This window comes from Streptomyces sp. V4I2 (genome assembly GCF_030817655.1).
GTDB lineage: Bacteria > Actinomycetota > Actinomycetes > Streptomycetales > Streptomycetaceae > Streptomyces > Streptomyces plumbiresistens.
Genome location: NZ_JAUSZM010000003.1, coordinates 4388773 through 4404241, shown reverse-complemented (window position 1 = coordinate 4404241; position 15469 = coordinate 4388773). Strand labels below are relative to the sequence as shown.

Annotated in this window: 16 protein-coding genes and 2 pseudogenes; 12 read left to right on the top strand and 6 right to left on the bottom strand. The window is 69.2% G+C overall.

The genetic code is table 11. From position 1 onward, the window contains the following. Positions 1-32: 32 nt before the first annotated feature. A complete protein-coding gene (locus QFZ76_RS20815) occupies positions 33-680 on the top strand; it encodes an RDD family protein (protein WP_307675159.1) in 648 nt (215 codons plus the stop codon). Between the two features lie 23 nt (positions 681-703). Here QFZ76_RS20815 and QFZ76_RS20810 read toward each other — a convergent pair whose 3' ends face one another. Beyond that, complete coding sequence (locus tag QFZ76_RS20810) at positions 704-1006, bottom strand: hypothetical protein (RefSeq protein WP_307675158.1); 303 nt, start codon at positions 1004-1006, stop codon at positions 704-706. Positions 1007-1341: 335 nt separating this feature from the next. Between QFZ76_RS20810 and QFZ76_RS20805 the strand changes: the two genes are divergently transcribed. Both QFZ76_RS20805 and QFZ76_RS20800 read left to right on the top strand, forming a co-directional pair. Next, positions 1342-3687: an immune inhibitor A domain-containing protein gene (locus QFZ76_RS20805; RefSeq protein ID WP_307675157.1), complete on the top strand. Its 2346-nt coding sequence runs from the start codon at positions 1342-1344 to the stop codon at positions 3685-3687. Between the two features lie 133 nt (positions 3688-3820). Then, entirely contained in the window at positions 3821-4162 is a 342-nt protein-coding gene (locus tag QFZ76_RS20800; RefSeq protein WP_266438933.1) for a hypothetical protein, read from the top strand. A gap of 53 nt (positions 4163-4215) precedes the next feature. On the opposite strand, the gene QFZ76_RS20795 is transcribed toward QFZ76_RS20800, so the two are convergent. Beyond that, complete coding sequence (locus QFZ76_RS20795) at positions 4216-4803, bottom strand: isochorismatase family protein (protein ID WP_266438935.1); 588 nt, start codon at positions 4801-4803, stop codon at positions 4216-4218. Between the two features lie 148 nt (positions 4804-4951). Beyond that, entirely contained in the window at positions 4952-6298 is a 1347-nt protein-coding gene (locus QFZ76_RS20790) for a nicotinate phosphoribosyltransferase (protein WP_307675156.1), read from the bottom strand. Between the two features lie 66 nt (positions 6299-6364). On the opposite strand from QFZ76_RS20790, the gene clpS reads away from it, so the two are divergent. From clpS to QFZ76_RS20755, 8 genes and pseudogenes are all read left to right on the top strand, one after another. Then, on the top strand, positions 6365-6673 hold the full coding sequence (gene clpS, locus QFZ76_RS20785; protein WP_053749283.1) for an ATP-dependent Clp protease adapter ClpS: 309 nt from the start codon (positions 6365-6367) through the stop codon (positions 6671-6673). Positions 6674-6717: 44 nt separating this feature from the next. Continuing rightward, a pseudogene (locus QFZ76_RS20780) lies at positions 6718-7321 on the top strand (DUF2017 domain-containing protein). A 344-nt stretch (positions 7322-7665) separates the two neighbouring features. Beyond that, positions 7666-9096, top strand: coding sequence for an amino acid permease (locus tag QFZ76_RS20775; RefSeq protein ID WP_307675155.1), 1431 nt, complete (start codon positions 7666-7668; stop codon positions 9094-9096). 128 nt (positions 9097-9224) lie between these two features. After that, positions 9225-9647 carry a M67 family metallopeptidase gene (locus QFZ76_RS20770; protein WP_307675154.1) on the top strand — a complete coding sequence of 141 codons (423 nt, stop codon included), beginning with the start codon at positions 9225-9227 and terminating at the stop codon, positions 9645-9647. 42 nt (positions 9648-9689) lie between these two features. Beyond that, positions 9690-10721: a LacI family DNA-binding transcriptional regulator gene (locus QFZ76_RS20765; protein ID WP_307675153.1), complete on the top strand. Its 1032-nt coding sequence runs from the start codon at positions 9690-9692 to the stop codon at positions 10719-10721. A 121-nt stretch (positions 10722-10842) separates the two neighbouring features. Further along, a complete protein-coding gene (locus QFZ76_RS51785; RefSeq protein WP_019759525.1) occupies positions 10843-10938 on the top strand; it encodes a putative leader peptide in 96 nt (31 codons plus the stop codon). Positions 10939-11052: 114 nt separating this feature from the next. Beyond that, positions 11053-11340: a MoaD/ThiS family protein gene (locus QFZ76_RS20760; RefSeq protein ID WP_307675152.1), complete on the top strand. Its 288-nt coding sequence runs from the start codon at positions 11053-11055 to the stop codon at positions 11338-11340. 14 nt (positions 11341-11354) lie between these two features. Then, positions 11355-12305 (top strand): PLP-dependent cysteine synthase family protein, encoded by a 951-nt coding sequence (locus QFZ76_RS20755; protein WP_307675151.1) that lies wholly within the window; start codon positions 11355-11357, stop codon positions 12303-12305. Between the two features lie 15 nt (positions 12306-12320). Here the strand turns inward: QFZ76_RS20755 and QFZ76_RS20750 are convergent, their stop codons facing one another. Further along, positions 12321-12782 carry a type II toxin-antitoxin system PemK/MazF family toxin gene (locus QFZ76_RS20750; RefSeq protein WP_307675150.1) on the bottom strand — a complete coding sequence of 154 codons (462 nt, stop codon included), beginning with the start codon at positions 12780-12782 and terminating at the stop codon, positions 12321-12323. A gap of 212 nt (positions 12783-12994) precedes the next feature. On the opposite strand from QFZ76_RS20750, the gene QFZ76_RS20745 reads away from it, so the two are divergent. Then, a complete protein-coding gene (locus QFZ76_RS20745; protein WP_307675149.1) occupies positions 12995-13747 on the top strand; it encodes an MBL fold metallo-hydrolase in 753 nt (250 codons plus the stop codon). A gap of 71 nt (positions 13748-13818) precedes the next feature. Here the strand turns inward: QFZ76_RS20745 and QFZ76_RS20740 are convergent, their stop codons facing one another. Continuing rightward, positions 13819-15069: a PTS transporter subunit EIIC gene (locus QFZ76_RS20740; RefSeq protein WP_307675148.1), complete on the bottom strand. Its 1251-nt coding sequence runs from the start codon at positions 15067-15069 to the stop codon at positions 13819-13821. A gap of 156 nt (positions 15070-15225) precedes the next feature. After that, positions 15226-15431: pseudogene (locus tag QFZ76_RS20735) on the bottom strand (PTS transporter subunit EIIC); the annotation flags it as partial. Between the last annotated feature and the right edge of the window lie 38 nt (positions 15432-15469).

Here is a 15469-nt window from a genome sequence, read left to right as displayed (position 1 = left end):
CGGAACGGGAGGGTTCGCGGTCGACTCGGGCCATGAGCAGTGAACCGCCTCCCGGCTCCGGTCAGCAGCCACCGGAAGACGACCCGTTCAGGAAGCAGCCCCCGCCGGCCGAGGGCTCGGGATCGCCGTACGGCGATCAGCCCCCGCCCTACCAGGGCGGCGGTGACCCCTACGGGGGCGGTGGTGCCCCGTACGGCGGTGGTGGCGGGTATCCCGGCGATCCGTTGGCCGGCATGCCCCCGCTCGCCGAGAGCGGCCGGCGCACGCTCGCCCGGATCATCGACATGATCCTCGTGGGCATCGTCGTCTGGCTGCTCACCTGGGGCTTCGGCGTCAACGAGTACAACGTGGACGGCGACGACATGGAGTACGGCAAGTCGCTCGGTCAGTCGCTGGTCGCCGCCCTGCTCTACATCGGCTACGACACCTTCATGATCGTCAAGTCGGGGCAGACGCTCGGCAAGAAGTGGCTGGGCATGCGGGTGGCCAACCTGGACAACGGGGCCACACCGTCCGTGCAGAGCACGCTGATCCGCTCGGCGGTGCTGTGGATCCCGTTCGCGTTCTGCTGCGCCTGTATCTGGACCGCGATCTCGGGCGGCTGGAGCTTCTTCGACAAGCCCTACAAGCAGGGCCTGCACGACAAGGCGGCGAAGACGGTGGTGGTCAGGACCACCTGACCACCGACCACAGAAGACTTATGTCAGGACGCAGCGCGCTCGTGCACGGGATGTTCGGATGCCACCGAGGCGACCGAGGCCGGTACGGGCGCCTGTGCCGTTTCCGTGGCGGGGCGGTGTACCGCGACCACGCGGGGCTTGTGCACCGGTACGGTCATCGCCACCAGCAGCCCGAGGGCGAGCGCCGAGAAGGCGATGATCGCGATCCCCACGCCCGAACTCGTCTGTGACAGCAGCAGCATGGCGAGCGTCGAGAGAATCACGGTGCACGAACCGTAGGCGAGCTGTGCGGCCGTCGGGCGAGGCGTGACAGTCGGACGAGGCATGTCAATCGTGTCCTCAGAAGTGGGGTCCACGGGGGGTGTCGGCCTGGCTTTCCGCCGTATTCCGGGCGTTCCGCCAATCGACTCTAATCGCCTGCATGCCCGAGTGGAACGAACAGTAAGCGTGACCTGACCAACAGTGCCGGAGCATGGGGGGCGCACGGAGTCATGACGTCCAGGAAGTGGACGGACTCGCGCGCCTGTTCGGCACTCCGTCATGTGTCCGCAATGTGAACTCGGCCTCCGCATAGTGCAATTGGCGTGCTCAAGTCAAGGTCTGTCTTTTCTCCCCAACCTTTAGTCGAATACCGGCACTTGACCAATGGGGAGAGACTGAAGTGACCAGTAGACCCTGGCAGCTCAGAGCCGCCGCGACTGTCGTGGCGCTCGCCGCCGCCACCGCCACCATCTCCACCTTCGCGGTGGCGCAGGCCGATCCGGCCGCCGCACCCGCTGCCGCCGACGGGCACGACCCGCAGCCGGCGAAGAGCCGGGAACACGACCTCGACGGCCCTCTGTCCAAGACCCAGGAGGCGCAGCGCAAGGAAGCACTCGACCAGGTCATATCCGGTGCCGCCACGGTCAGGGACCGGGACGGCTCGAAGGTCGTCCAGCTCGACGGCTCCAAGGGCAAGGACAAGTACGTCGAGCTCGGCCGCGAGAAGACCGACAAGATCTTCACGATCCTCGTCGAGTTCGGCGACCAGATCGACAGCCGCTACGGCGGCACGGTCGGCCCGCTGCACAACGAGATAGCCGAGCCCGACCGCGCGGTGGACAACAGCACGGCCTGGCAGGCGGACTACAACCAGGCGCACTTCCAGGACCTGTACTTCGGCACCGGCAAGAACACCGAGTCCCTCAAGAAGTACTACGAGAAGCAGTCCTCGGGCCGCTACTCGGTCGAGGGCGAGGTCACCGACTGGGTCAAGGTCCCCTACAACGAGGCCCGTTACGGCTCCAACGACGCCGCCACCGGCGCCTGGTACGCGGTGCAGGACGGCGTCGACGCCTGGGTCGCCGAGCGCGAGGCCGCCGGTGACACCGCCGCCGAGATCAAGGCGGAGCTGGCCGAGTTCGACCAGTGGGACCGCTACGACTTCGACGCCGACGGCGACTTCAACGAGGCCGACGGCTACATCGACCACTTCCAGATCGTGCACGCCGGTGAGGACGAGTCCGCCGGCGGCGGCGCCCAGGGCGCGGACGCGATCTGGGCCCACCGCTGGTACGCGTTCGGCACCGACGCCGGTTCAACAGGCCCCGACACCAACAAGCTCGGCGGCGCCCAGATCGGCGACACCGGCATCTGGGTCGGCGACTACACCATCCAGCCCGAGAACGGCGGACTCGGCGTCTTCGCCCACGAGTACGGCCACGACCTCGGCCTGCCCGACGAGTACGACACCTCCGGCGGCGGCGAGAACTCCACCGGCTTCTGGACGCTGATGTCGTCCGGCTCCTGGCTCGGCACCGGCAAGGACTCCATCGGCGACCTGCCCGGCGACATGAACGCCTGGGACAAGCTGCAACTGGGCTGGCTGGACTACGACGTGGCCAAGGCCGGCGCCAAGTCCACCCACACGCTGGGCGTCGCGGAGTACAACACCAAGAACCCGCAGGCCCTCATCGTGCAGCTGCCCGACAAGAAGGTCACCACCGAGGTGGTCACCCCGGCCCAGGGCGCCACCCAGTGGTGGAGCGGCAGCGGCGACAACCTCCGCAACACCCTGGCCCGCACGGTCGACCTGACCGGCAAGGCGTCGGCGGCGCTGACCCTCGACGGCTGGTGGGACATCGAGGCCGACTACGACTACCTCTACACCGAGGTCTCCACCGACGGCGGCACCAACTGGACGCCGATCGACGGCACTCTGGCCGACGGCACCGCCGTCCCGCGCGACGGCAGCGGCAAGCCCGCCCTCACCGGCACGGTGGACGCCTACCAGAAGCTGACCTACCCGCTGGACGCCTACGCGGGCCAGAAGGTCGACCTGCGCTTCCGCTACGCCACCGACGGCGGCGTGGCCCAGAAGGGCTTCGCGGCCGACCGGATCACGGTGACCGCCGACGGCGCCGCCCTGTTCTCCGACACCGCCGAGTCCGCGGACGCGGCCTGGACGGCGAACGGCTTCTCCCGCATCGGCGCGGCCATCACCGACGACTACGCGCAGTACTACATCGCCGAGAACCGCCAGTACGTGTCGTACGACAAGACCCTCAAGGTCGGCCCGTACAACTTCGGCTTCTCGACGACCCGTCCGGACTGGGTGGAGCACTACGCGTACCAGAACGGCCTGTTGATCTGGAAGTGGGACACCTCCCAGGCCGACGACAACACCAGCCAGCACCCCGGTGAGGGTCTGATCCTGCCGGTCGACTCCCACCCGACGCCGCTGAAGTGGTCGGACGGCACGCTGATGCGCAACCGCGTCCAGTCCTTCGACTCGACCTTCAGCTGGTACCCGACGGACGCGCTCACGCTCCACAACGCGGGCGTCGCCACGAAGATCAAGTCACGTCCCGGAGTCCCGGTCTTCGACGACGGCACGTCGGCGTACTACGACGAGTCGACCCCGCTCGCGGGCGTCAGGGTCACTGACACCGACACCCGGATCAAGATCGTCAAGGAGCCGCTGAGCGGCTCGACGATCACGCTCCAGGTCGGACCGTCCGCGAAGTAGACAGTATTTTCGCAGGTCAGAAGCGTATCGGCGGTGACCCCCTGGCGGGTTGCCGCCGATCGTGTTTAGGTGCGTCCTGTGGTTCTCTTATTGACACCGATGTTGACGCCGACTCGCACGGGGGTGTGACCGCATGGCCGCAGGAGGTTTCTGCAAGCTGCCGACCGGCAGCGTGGTGGTGGCATTGAACCTGCCCAGTCCCACCGCCGACGGCACGGGCAGTGTCCGCTTCCTCGTCCACGCCCAGAACCGTGCGCGCGCCCTGACCAGGCTCCGCAACCTCGGCATGCGGGCGGTCTACCTGCGCGGCAACGCCGCCCCGCCGACCCCCGACGAGATCACCGCGGTCCTGCACCATCCGGACGGCCTGATATGGCGTATGGCCCCTGACAACGCTGTCGGCGGACCGGAGCTCGTCCAGGAGCTCTGGCACCCGATCAGGGCGTTGCTCAGACGCCCCCCGGCCCCGGCGTGACGGCGCCGGGCTCCGCGGGGCTGCGCGGGGCTGCGCGGGGCTGCGCGGGCTCTCTAGACGACCGGCTTCCCGGTCAGCTCCACGCCCGCCGCGCGCAGCTCCTCGACGGCCCGCTCGGTGGTCTCCTCGGCCACCCCGGCCGTGAGGTCCAGCAGCACCTGCGTACGGAAGCCCTCGCGGGCCGCGTCCAGGGCGGTGGCGCGCACGCAGTGGTCGGTCGCGATGCCGACGACGTCGACCTCCTCGACCTGCCGGGCGCGCAGCCAGTCGGCGAGCGTCACGCCGTTCTCGTCGGCGCCCTCGAAGCCGCTGTAGGCCGCCGCGTACGCCCCCTTGTCGAAGACGGCGTCGACCGCGCCGGAGGCGACGGCCGGGGCGAAGTTCGGGTGGAAGCCGACGCCCTCGGTGCCGGCGACGCAGTGCGCGGGCCAGGAGTGGGCGTAGTCGGGGTTGTCGGCGAAGTGGCCGCCGGGGGCGATGTGGTGGTCGCGGGTGGCCACCACGTGCTGGTAGCCGGAGCCGGCCGCCTGCCCGATCAGCTCGGTGACGGCGGCGGCCACATCGGCACCCCCGGCCACTGCGAGACTGCCCCCTTCGCAGAAGTCGTTCTGCACGTCAACGACGATCAAGGCGCGGCGCATGGTCGGTGTCCTTCGACTATGGGGTCGGGGCGGAGAAGGGGTGCGGGCCCGGCCGGTGAACCTCCGAGCCTACGGACTTGTGGGGCGGGACGGGAGGGGGCACGGCAGGGCGTGAAGCACGACCCCGCTTCGGATCCTGTGTCAGGCTCTAGCTACCCGAGCGCCCGTGCACGTACTCCGTCGGGATGACCGGTTCTCCGCGCGACAACTGCGTCGCCGACAGCGGCAGGTTGGCCCGGGCGGCCGCGTGCCGGTCGCGTACGACGTCCAGCGGCTCCCGCGCGACGACCTCACCGGCCTTGACCAGCTCGACGAGCAGCTGCCGGTCGACGAGTTCGCCCGGCACCGGCCCGGTGCCGACGACCTCCGCCTCCGCGATCCCGTACTCGTCCAGACGCCGCGCCGCCCACTTGCGGCCGCCGATGGACGTCTTGCCGCCGGACGACTTCTTCGCCACCGGCACCAGCGGGGCCTTGAGGTCGGCGGACTCGGCGCGGGCGACCAGCTTGTAGACCATCGAGCAGGTCGGGTGCCCGGAACCGGTCACCAGCTGGGTGCCGACGCCGTACGCGTCCACGGGCGCCGCCGCGAGCGAGGCGATGGCGTACTCGTCCAGGTCGGAGGTCACGATGATCCGGGTGTCCGTCGCGCCCAGCTCGTCCAGCTGCTGCCGCACCCGGTACGCGACCAGCAGCAGGTCACCGGAGTCGATGCGCACCGCGCCCAGTTCGGGCCCGGCGACCTCGACGGCCGTACGGACGGCCTCGGTGACGTCGTAGGTGTCCACCAGCAGCGTGGTGCCCCGGCCCAGCGAGTTCACCTGGGCCTGGAAGGCGTCCCGTTCCTGGTCGTGGAGCAGGGTGAAGGCGTGCGCGCTCGTGCCCACCGTGGGGATGCCGTAGCGGAAGCCCGCCGCCAGGTCGGAGGTGGTGGTGAAGCCGCCGACGTACGCGGCGCGCGCGGCGGCGACCGCGGCCAGCTCGTGGGTGCGGCGGGCGCCCATCTCGATCAGGGGGCGCTCCCCGGCGGCGGAGGACATCCGGGAGGCGGCCGCGGCGATCGCCGAGTCGTGGTTGAGGATCGACAGGATCACGGTCTCCAGGAGCACGCACTCGGCGAAGGAGCCCTCGACCCGCATGATCGGCGAGCCCGGGAAGTACACCTCCCCCTCCGGATAGCCCCAGATGTCACCCGAGAAACGGTACGAGGCGAGCCAGTCCAGGGTCTCGTCGTCGACGATGCCGCCCTCGCGCAGGAAGCCGAGGACGTCCGCGTCGAAACGGAAGTTCTCCACCGCGTCCAGCACCCGGCCGGTGCCCGCGACGACGCCGTAGCGCCGCCCCTCCGGCAGTCGCCGGGTGAAGACCTCGAACACGCTGCGCCGTTCGGCGGTACCCGCCTTCAGGGCGGCCTGCAGCATCGTGAGCTCGTACTGGTCCGTGAAGAGCGCTGTCGAGGGAACGTCCACCGGCAGCCCAAGGTCCGCTGTGTTCATGGCAGGAGATGCTACCTCCATTTGCGTCAGTGTGACGATTTGTGGCATGCGTGGCAGCATGGCCATGTGACGTCACCCGCTCCCGTAGAGATCGAACGCACCGAGTCGGCGGAGGAGGTCTTCGCCGTCCCCGAGCCGGACGTCCCCTGGGTCACCATCGTCCACAACGACCCCGTCAACCTCATGAGCTATGTGACGTACGTCTTCCAGTCGTACTTCGGCTACTCCAAGGACAAGGCCACCAAGCTCATGCTCGACGTCCACCACAAGGGCCGGGCGGTCGTGTCCAGCGGCAGTCGCGAGGAGATGGAACGCGACGTGCAGGCGATGCACGGCTACGGCCTGTGGGCCACCCTCCAGCAGGACCGGAAGTGACCCGCCCCAGCCGCCCGCAGGACCGGAAGTAGCGATAACCCCTGATGCCAGGACAATTCGAACCGCTCTCCCGGCGGCGGCGCGGCCGTCGCCCTCGACGACGTCGAGATCTCCATCATCCGGTCGCTGGCCGTCCAGCTCCTGGAGCTCATCGGCCCCGGCCCCGGCGAGGACGCCCCCGAGGACCCGCTCGCCGAGCTCTTCGCCGACGGCCCCAGCGAGCCGCCCTCCGATCCCGTCCTGATGCGTCTCTTCCCGGACGCCTACAGCGACCCCGAGGGCACCCCGGGTCCCAAGGAGGCCGAGGAACAGCGGGCGTACTCCTCCGAGTTCCGCCGCTACACCGAGAACGACCTGCGGGCCGGCAAGCGCGAGAACGCCCTCGCGGTGATCCGCGCCCTGGACGAGCTCAACGCCGCGGGCGAGGGCGGGGCGGTTCTCAAGCTGTCCCCGGAGCAGTCCACGCAGTGGCTCGGCGCCCTCAACGACCTGCGCCTGGCGATCGGTTCCCGGCTGGACATCACGGACGAAGAGGACACGGACCTTCTCTACCGCCTGCCGGACGAGGATCCCCGCAAGCCGATGGTCATGGCGTATCTGTGGCTGGGCGGGCTCCAGGAGACCCTCGTTTCGACACTCATGCCCTGACTTGTGACGGTTGTGTGTTCGCTCAGCGGACGCTCAAATCCGGATAACGATCACGTCACCGTGACGGACACCTATGCCCCTCCAGGGTGGCTTTTGTCCAACTCTCCCTGTGTGCTGCGCCACACGTCGCTCAGGCGATCATCATTGCGGCCGTGATAAATCTTCACGACCGCCCGGCGAACACCACCCGAATGTTCGGCCGGGTGCGCCACCGAGCCGGCGGATCGCCGGCCAGGCACGAGCGGGCCCGCGAGGCCCGCTCAGCTCCATCAATCCGGGGGGATCGGAACCCGGTCCGAGGCCGACGAGAGGCCCGGGTCGGCATGGAGGAAGGCGCACCACACATGACCTCAGCGCAGGTCGACACGGAGAAGACCCCCGAGGGAGAGGGGTACGAACGAGGGCTCGGCAGTCGCCAGGTCCAGATGATCGCGATCGGCGGCGCCATCGGCGTCGGACTCTTCCTGGGTGCCGGGGCGAACATCGCCAAGGCCGGACCCAGCCTCATCTTCATGTACGCCCTCGCGGGCGTGATCATCTTCTTCATCATGCGGGCGCTCGGCGAGCTCCTGCTCTACCGCCCGGTCTCGGGCTCGTTCGCGGAGTACTCCCGCGAGTTCCTCGGCCCGTTCTTCGGCTACTTCACCGGCTGGACGTACTGGCTGATGTGGGTGGTCACCGGCATGGCCGAGCTGACGGCCGCCGCGATCTACGTCAACTACTGGTTCCCGTCCATTCCGCAGTGGGTGACGGCCCTGGTCTTCCTGGTGATCCTCTTCGGGGTCAACCTGATCTCCGTGAAGCTCTTCGGCGAGCTGGAGTTCTGGTTCTCGATGGTCAAGGTCACCGCCCTCATCGGCATGATCGTGATCGGCCTGGGCGTCCTCACCTTCGGCTTCAGCAGCGCCGGCGACACCGCGGCCGTCTCCAACCTCTGGGCCTTCGACGGCTTCTTCCCCAAGGGCATCGGCTCGTCCCTGATGACCCTGCAGGGCGTGATGTTCGCCTACCTCGCCGTCGAACTGGTCGGCGTCACGGCGGGCGAGTCCGAGGACCCGGAGAAGACCCTCCCCAAGGCGATCAACACCCTGCCCTGGCGCATCGCGCTCTTCTACGTCGGTGCCCTCACCGTCATCCTGTGCGTGGTCAAGTGGACCGAGTTCGCACCGGGGGTGAGCCCCTTCGTCGAGGCCTTCGCGAAGATCGGCATCCCGGCGGGCGCGGGCATCGTCAACTTCGTCGTGCTGACCGCCGCCCTGTCCTCCTGCAACTCGGGCATGTACTCCACCGGCCGCATGCTGCGGAACCTGGCCGAGAGCGGTGAGGCCCCGGCCGTCTTCAAGAAGTTGTCCTCGACCAAGGCGCCGGCCTTCGGCATCACGGTCTCTGTCCTGTTCATGGGCGTCGGCGTGATCCTGAACTACATCGTCCCGGAGAAGGCCTTCGGCTACGTCGTCTCCGTCGCCACCGCGGCCGGCATCTGGACCTGGCTGATGATCCTGATCAGCCACGTCCTGTACCGCCGCGCGGTCGAGGCCGGCCGCCTGCCCGCCTCGCCCTTCCCGGCGCCGGGCGGCTCGAAGTGCTCGTACGTCGCGATCGTCTTCCTGCTCTTCGTCACCGGCCTGATCGCGTACGACGCCGACTCCCGCGTCTGCCTCTACGTGATGGCGGTCTGGGCCGCCGCCCTGGGCATCGGCTGGGCGATCCTGAAGAGCCGCAACCCGCGGATCGCGGACCGCGGCGGCGAGCCGGAGTTCGAGAAGATCCGCTGACCCCTCAGCTCACCATGTGGGCCGCCCCGTACCACCCCTCGGTACGGGGCGTCCCACCCGTCGCCCACCACCGCCCTACCTGACGCGCTCCGCGCGGCCCCTTTTGATCCATGCTTATCCTGACCAGCATGCTGACCATCACCCAGGTCCTGTTCGACCAGATCGTCGCCCACGCGCGCGAGGACCACCCCGACGAGGCATGCGGCGTGGTCGCGGGCCCGGCGGGCGCCGGCCGCCCCGAGCGCTTCATCCCGATGCTGAACGCCGCCCGCTCGCCCACCTTCTACGAGTTCGACTCGCAGGACCTGCTCAAGCTCTACCGCGAGATGGACGACCGCGACGAGGAGCCGGTGATCATCTACCACTCCCACACCGCGACCGAGGCCTACCCGTCCCGCACCGACATCTCCTACGCCAACGAGCCCGGCGCGCACTACGTCCTCGTCTCGACCGCGGACAGCGACGCGGCGGGCCCCTTCCAGTTCCGCTCCTTCCGGATCGTCGAGGGCGAGGTCACCGAGGAGGAGATCAAGGTCGTCGAGGCATACTGAGCGTCGTACCCACCTGAGCAACTCGGCGTATCGGAGAAGGTGTTGACGCAGCGGCCGACCCCACGGCGCCCCACCCTGGAGGACGTCGCCCGCCGCTCCGGCGTCTCGAAGTCCACGGTGTCCCGGGTGATCAACGACGAGCCCAAGGTGCGCGCCGAGGTCGTCGACCGCGTCCGGGAAGTGATCACCGAGCTCGGTTACGTCCCGAACCAGGCCGCCCGCCAGCTGGTCACCCACCGCACCAACGCCATCGCGGTCGTGGCCACCGAGCCCGACAACCGGCTCTTCCTCGACCCGTTCTTCGACTGCCTCCTGCGCGGCATCCGCCGGGAACTCGCCCGGCACGGCGCCCAGGCGGTCCTGCTCTTCCTGGACGAACCGGACGACTACGCGCGCGTGGCCGACTACCTCGGCGGCGGCCACGTCGACGGAGCCGTCCTCTTCTCGCTGCGCCCCGGCGACCGGCTGCACGAGATGATCGAGCGGATCGGCCTGCCCGCCGTCTTCGGCGGCCGACCGCTGCTGCGCGCCGGCGACACCGTGCACCGCCACGCCTACGTCGACGGCGACAACCGCGGGGGAGCCCGGCAGGCCGTCCGGCACCTGGTCTCGCTCGGCAGGAAGCGCGTCGCGACCGTCACCGGCCCCCACGACCAGGAGACCTCCGCCGCCGACCGCCTCGCCGGCTACCGGGACGTCCTCCTCGACGCGCCGCCCGAGCTGACCGAGCGCGCCGACTACACCCGGCAGGGCGGCGCCGACGCCATGGCCGCCCTCCTCGACCGGTGCCCCGACCTGGACGCCGTGTTCGTCGCCTCGGACCTCATGGCCTCCGGCGCCCTGCAGACCCTGCGGGCACGCGGACGCCGGGTGCCCGAGGACGTGGCCGTCGTCGGCTTCGACGACCTGACCGACATCGCGGAGTCGACCGACCCGCCCCTGACCACGGTCCACCAGGACGTCGAGGACATGGGACGCCTGATGGCCCGGCTGCTGTTCGACCGCACCGAACGGATCGAGGAGCCGTCCTCGGTCGTCGTACCGACCCGGCTGGTCCTGCGCGGGTCCGCCTGACCGGACCGGCGCGGCCGCGCGCAGGCCCGGTCAGCAGCGCGGTCTCACTCCCCGGCCGGAATCCGTCCGACATGTGGGATCACATTCCGGGACCCCGACCGGGAATCGATACGATGAGCCCATGGTTTCCCACGACGTGAGCGAAAAGACGCCGGGCATGCTGCTCGTGGCGCGCCTGCACGTCGACCTGTGCAGGCTCGCCAGCGCCATCTGTTGACGCTGCCCTGCCGCCGTACGGCCGTGAGCCGCGGCGCCTGACCCGCACCACCCTCGCTGTACAGCGCTGCCGCGCGCCCACCGACCAGACACCTTCCGACAGGAGCCCTGAGCCATGGCCATCGAGGTCCGCATCCCGACCATCCTCCGCCAGTACACCGACGGCCAGAAGGCCGTGGAGGGCACCGGGGACACCGTCGCCGAGCTCTTCACCGACCTCGAGACCCGGCACACGGGCATCCAGGCCCGCCTCATCGACAAGGACTCCGGCGGGGAACTGCGCCGCTTCGTCAACGTCTACCTGAACGACGAGGACGTCCGCTTCCTCGACGGCATCAGCACCAAGCTCGCGGACGGCGACAGCATCACGATCCTGCCGGCCGTGGCCGGCGGCATGGTCTAAGGCCCGCTGCCCCCATGCGCTACGACTCCCCGCTGGCCGCGGTGGGCAACACCCCTCTGGTGCGCCTGCCGCGGCTCTCGCCGTCCGCCGACGTCCGTATCTGGGCGAAGCTGGAGGACCGCAACCCGACCGGCTCGGTCAAGGACCGCCCCGCCCTGCACATGATCGAGCAGGCGGAGAAGGACGGCCGCCTGACCCCGGGCTGCACGATCCTGGAACCGACGAGCGGCAACACGGGCATCTCCCTCGCCATGGCCGCCAAGCTCAAGGGCTACCGCATGGTCTGCGTGATGCCCGAGAACACCTCGCAGGAACGCCGTGACCTGCTCGGCATGTGGGGCGCCGAGATCATCCCGTCGCCCGCCGCGGGCGGCTCCAACACCGCCGTACGGGTCGCCAAGGAGCTCTCCGCCGAGCACCCCGACTGGGTGATGCTCTACCAGTACGGCAACCCGGACAACGCGGGCGCCCACTACGCGACGACCGGCCCGGAGATCCTGGCGGACCTCCCCTCGGTCACCCACTTCGTCGCCGGCCTCGGCACCACCGGCACCCTGATGGGCGTAGGCCGCTACCTCCGCGAGAACAAGCCGGACGTCAAGATCGTCGCCGCCGAGCCGCGCTACGACGACCTGGTCTACGGCCTCAGGAACCTCGACGAGGGCTTCGTACCGGAGCTGTACGACGCCTCCGTCCTCACCACCCGCTTCTCCGTCGGCTCGGCGGACGCGGTCACCCGCACCCGCGAGCTCCTCCAGCAGGAGGGCATCTTCGCGGGCGTCTCCACCGGCGCCGCGCTGCACGCGGCGATCGGCGTCGGCAACAAGGCCGTCAAGGCGGGCGAGAGCGCGGACATCGTGTTCGTCGTCGCCGACGGCGGCTGGAAGTACCTGTCCACGGGTGTCTACACGGCGGCCACCACGGAGGAGGCCATCGAGGCCCTCCAGGGCCAGCTCTGGGCGTAAGCCCCGCCGGCCCCGTTACGTGGCGAGGTGACGGACCTGGTCCCACAGGACCGGGTCCACCACCCCCGCCCTGCGCCGGAACTCCCACACCGGCACCTCGCGCAGCTCGTCCGTCTCCAGGAAGCTCGCGCGCCCGTGCGCATCGCCCACCGCGCCCGGCGGCAACGGGATCACCCCGGCCCGCTCGTCGCGGTACTTGCTGGTGATCTTCGCGACGGTCGCCCGCTCCCCGTGCACCACCAGCACCAGACAGGGCCGGTCCTTACTCCCCGGCCCGTCCTCGTACGGCACGGTCGCCCACCAGATCTCCGCAGGCCGCGGACGTGTCCTCGGCCGCCCGCGGGGCCCCGTCGGACGCCCCGGCGGCCGGGTCCGCCGCCCCGCGGGACGCCGGCCGCGCCCCCAGCCGTCGACGAGCGTCGCGACCATCGCGAGCAGTACCACCGCCGCGAGCGCCAGCCACCAGGACGTATCCATGGGCATGACGTTACCGGCGCCCCAACGCCCGCGCGCCCTTCCTCACGCCGCGCACGCCCCGGGGCCAGCCGAACCGGTGACACCACAGGTGAGTTCGCCCACAACAGCCCCTGGTGGAGGAGCGACCATGAGTTTTGCGCCTTACGCTCGACGAACCGCACGACCCCCGTCTCCTTCCCAGAAAAGTTCCCGCCAGCGGAGGTTTCTGCTTTATGAAGCTCACCGTCGTCGGCTGCTCGGGGTCGTTCCCGTCCGCGGAATCGGCCTGTTCGAGCTACCTCGTCGAGGCCGACGGCTTCCGGCTGCTTCTCGACATGGGCAACGGTGCCCTTGGCGAGCTGCAGCGCCACTGCGGTCTCTACGACCTCGACGCGATCTTCCTCAGCCATCTGCACGCCGACCACTGCATCGACATGTGCGCGTACTTCGTCGCGCGCTACTACCGCCACGACGGCGGCCGCTGCGACCCGATCCCGGTCTACGGCCCCGAGGGCACCGAACACCGCCTCACCACGGCCTACGCGGACACTCCCACCGCCTCCTCCATGAGCGAGGTCTTCGACTTCCACACGGTCAAGCCGTCCACCTTCGAGATCGGCCCGCTCACGGTCCACACCGAACGCGTGGCCCACCCCGTGGAGGCGTACGGCATCCGCGTCGAGCACGCCGGGAAGTCCCTGACGTACTCCGGCGACACCGGCATCAGCCCGGCCCTGGACGAACTCGCGCGCGACACCGACCTGTTCCTGTGCGAGGCCGCCTTCACGCACGGCAAGGAGAGCATCCCCGACCTGCACCTCAACGGCCGCGAGGCGGGCGAGACGGCGAGCAGGGCAGGAGCCCGCCGCCTGGTCCTCACCCACATCCCCCCGTGGACCGACCCCCGGACCAACCTGGCCGACGCGCGCGCGGTGTACGACGGTCCGGTGGAACTGGCGGCGCCGAGGGTGTCGTACGAGATCTAGGCCCCACGACGTGACACAGGCCCCCGGAGCTTCACGGCTCCTGGGGCCTGTGCACTGCGCTCGCTCGCGGCTCACGCCTTGGTGAGGTCCTCGACCTCCTCCTCGGGCTCGCGGCCCGGGGTGGGGAGGTTGAACTTGGTGATGGCGTAGCGGAAGACGACGTAGTAGATCGCGCCGAAGACCAGACCGATCGGGATGATCAACCACGGCTTGGTCGCCAAGTTCCAGTTCAGTCCGTAGTCGATGGCACCCGCGGAGAATGTGAAGCCCGCGTGGACGCCGAGCGCCCAGGTCACCGCCATGGACAGGGCTGTCAGGACCGCGTGGATCGCGTACAGCACCGGCGCGATGAACATGAACGAGAACTCGATCGGCTCGGTGACGCCGGTCATGAAGGATGTCAGCGCGAGCGACATCATCATGCCCATCACGGCCTTGCGGCGCTCGGGGCGGGCGGAGTGGGCGATCGCGAGCGCGGCGGCCGGCAGACCGAACATCATGATCGGGAAGAATCCGGTCATGAACAGGCCGGCGGACGGGTCACCGGCGAAGAAGCGGTTCAGGTCGCCGTGGACGATCTCGCCCGCCGAGTCCGTGAAGTCACCGATCTGGAACCAGGACACGGTGTTGACGAACTGGTGCATGCCGATGGGGATCAGCGCACGGTTGATGAGACCGAACAGAGCCGCACCGAAGGCGCCGAGGCCGGTCATCCACTCGCCGAAGTCGGAGATGACCTCACCGATCGGCTCCCAGACCAGGCCGAAGAAGACACCCATGACGGTGCCGACGAGGGCCATGATGATCGGCACCAGCCGACGGCCGTTGAAGAAGCCCAGCCAGTCCACCAGCCTGGTGCGGTGGAAGCGCTGCCACAGCACCGCGGACAGCAGACCCATGATGATGCCGCCCAGGACACCGGGGTTGTTGTACGTAGCGGCTATGTCCGCGCCGGCCTGGACCTTGGCCTCGGTGACCGGGAAGGCCTTCAGGACGTTGCTGTAGACCAGGAAGCCGACCAGAGCGGCCAGCGCGGTCGAGCCGTCGGACTTCTTGGCGAAACCGATCGCGACGCCGATGCAGAACAGCAGCGGCAGGTTGTCGAAGATCGCGCCGCCGGCAGTGGCGAACACGGCCGCGACCTTGTCCCAGCCGAGGCCGTCCTTGCCGAACACGTCGGGCTGACCGAAGCGCAGCAGCAGGCCCGCCGCCGGCAACACGGCAATGGGCAGCTGTAGGCTGCGGCCGATCTTCTGCAGGCCCTGGAACAGGCCGGATCCCCGCTTCTTCACGGGGGGCGCCGTTGCGGTGGCGGAACTCATACTTCCTCCATCGGGTGGTGGTCTACACCACTCAGTGGTGTAGACCTGTTGTAGCACGATGAAGGACGCATAAGGAACCCGCGATTCCCGTGACGGGAAAGCTACTGTGGGCTACCTGTTTGTACGGCTGTACGGCTGTCCGGCGAGCGGGCCGAGCTACACCTTGGTGACGTCCTCGACCTCCTCCTCGGGCTCCCGCCCCGGCGTCTTCAGGTCGAACTTCGTGATCGCCACCCGGAAGATCACGTAGTACACGACAACGGCGCGACGAACAGGAACGAGTACTCGATCGGCTCGGTGATCCCCGTGACGAACGACGTCAGGGCCACCGACAGCATCAGACCGCGGGTTGGCGACCGCCTGTCAAGTGGTGTAGACCAGTACGGACGATGTCGGTGCT

Excerpts from the sequence above, each read along its gene's own strand:
- QFZ76_RS20775 (WP_307675155.1), top strand. The coding sequence starts at position 7,666 with ATGACCTCAGCGCAGGTCGACACGGAGAAGACCCCCGAGGGAGAGGGG.
- QFZ76_RS20740 (WP_307675148.1), bottom strand. The coding sequence starts at position 15,069 with ATGAGTTCCGCCACCGCAACGGCGCCCCCCGTGAAGAAGCGGGGATCC.
- QFZ76_RS20770 (WP_307675154.1), top strand. The coding sequence starts at position 9,225 with ATGCTGACCATCACCCAGGTCCTGTTCGACCAGATCGTCGCCCACGCG.
- QFZ76_RS20800 (WP_266438933.1), top strand. The coding sequence starts at position 3,821 with ATGGCCGCAGGAGGTTTCTGCAAGCTGCCGACCGGCAGCGTGGTGGTG.
- QFZ76_RS20790 (WP_307675156.1), bottom strand. The coding sequence starts at position 6,298 with ATGAACACAGCGGACCTTGGGCTGCCGGTGGACGTTCCCTCGACAGCG.
- QFZ76_RS20795 (WP_266438935.1), bottom strand. The coding sequence starts at position 4,803 with ATGCGCCGCGCCTTGATCGTCGTTGACGTGCAGAACGACTTCTGCGAA.
- QFZ76_RS20815 (WP_307675159.1), top strand. The coding sequence starts at position 33 with ATGAGCAGTGAACCGCCTCCCGGCTCCGGTCAGCAGCCACCGGAAGAC.
- QFZ76_RS51785 (WP_019759525.1), top strand. The coding sequence starts at position 10,843 with ATGGTTTCCCACGACGTGAGCGAAAAGACGCCGGGCATGCTGCTCGTG.
- QFZ76_RS20755 (WP_307675151.1), top strand. The coding sequence starts at position 11,355 with ATGCGCTACGACTCCCCGCTGGCCGCGGTGGGCAACACCCCTCTGGTG.
- QFZ76_RS20745 (WP_307675149.1), top strand. The coding sequence starts at position 12,995 with ATGAAGCTCACCGTCGTCGGCTGCTCGGGGTCGTTCCCGTCCGCGGAA.
- QFZ76_RS20810 (WP_307675158.1), bottom strand. The coding sequence starts at position 1,006 with ATGCCTCGTCCGACTGTCACGCCTCGCCCGACGGCCGCACAGCTCGCC.
- QFZ76_RS20760 (WP_307675152.1), top strand. The coding sequence starts at position 11,053 with ATGGCCATCGAGGTCCGCATCCCGACCATCCTCCGCCAGTACACCGAC.
- QFZ76_RS20750 (WP_307675150.1), bottom strand. The coding sequence starts at position 12,782 with ATGGATACGTCCTGGTGGCTGGCGCTCGCGGCGGTGGTACTGCTCGCG.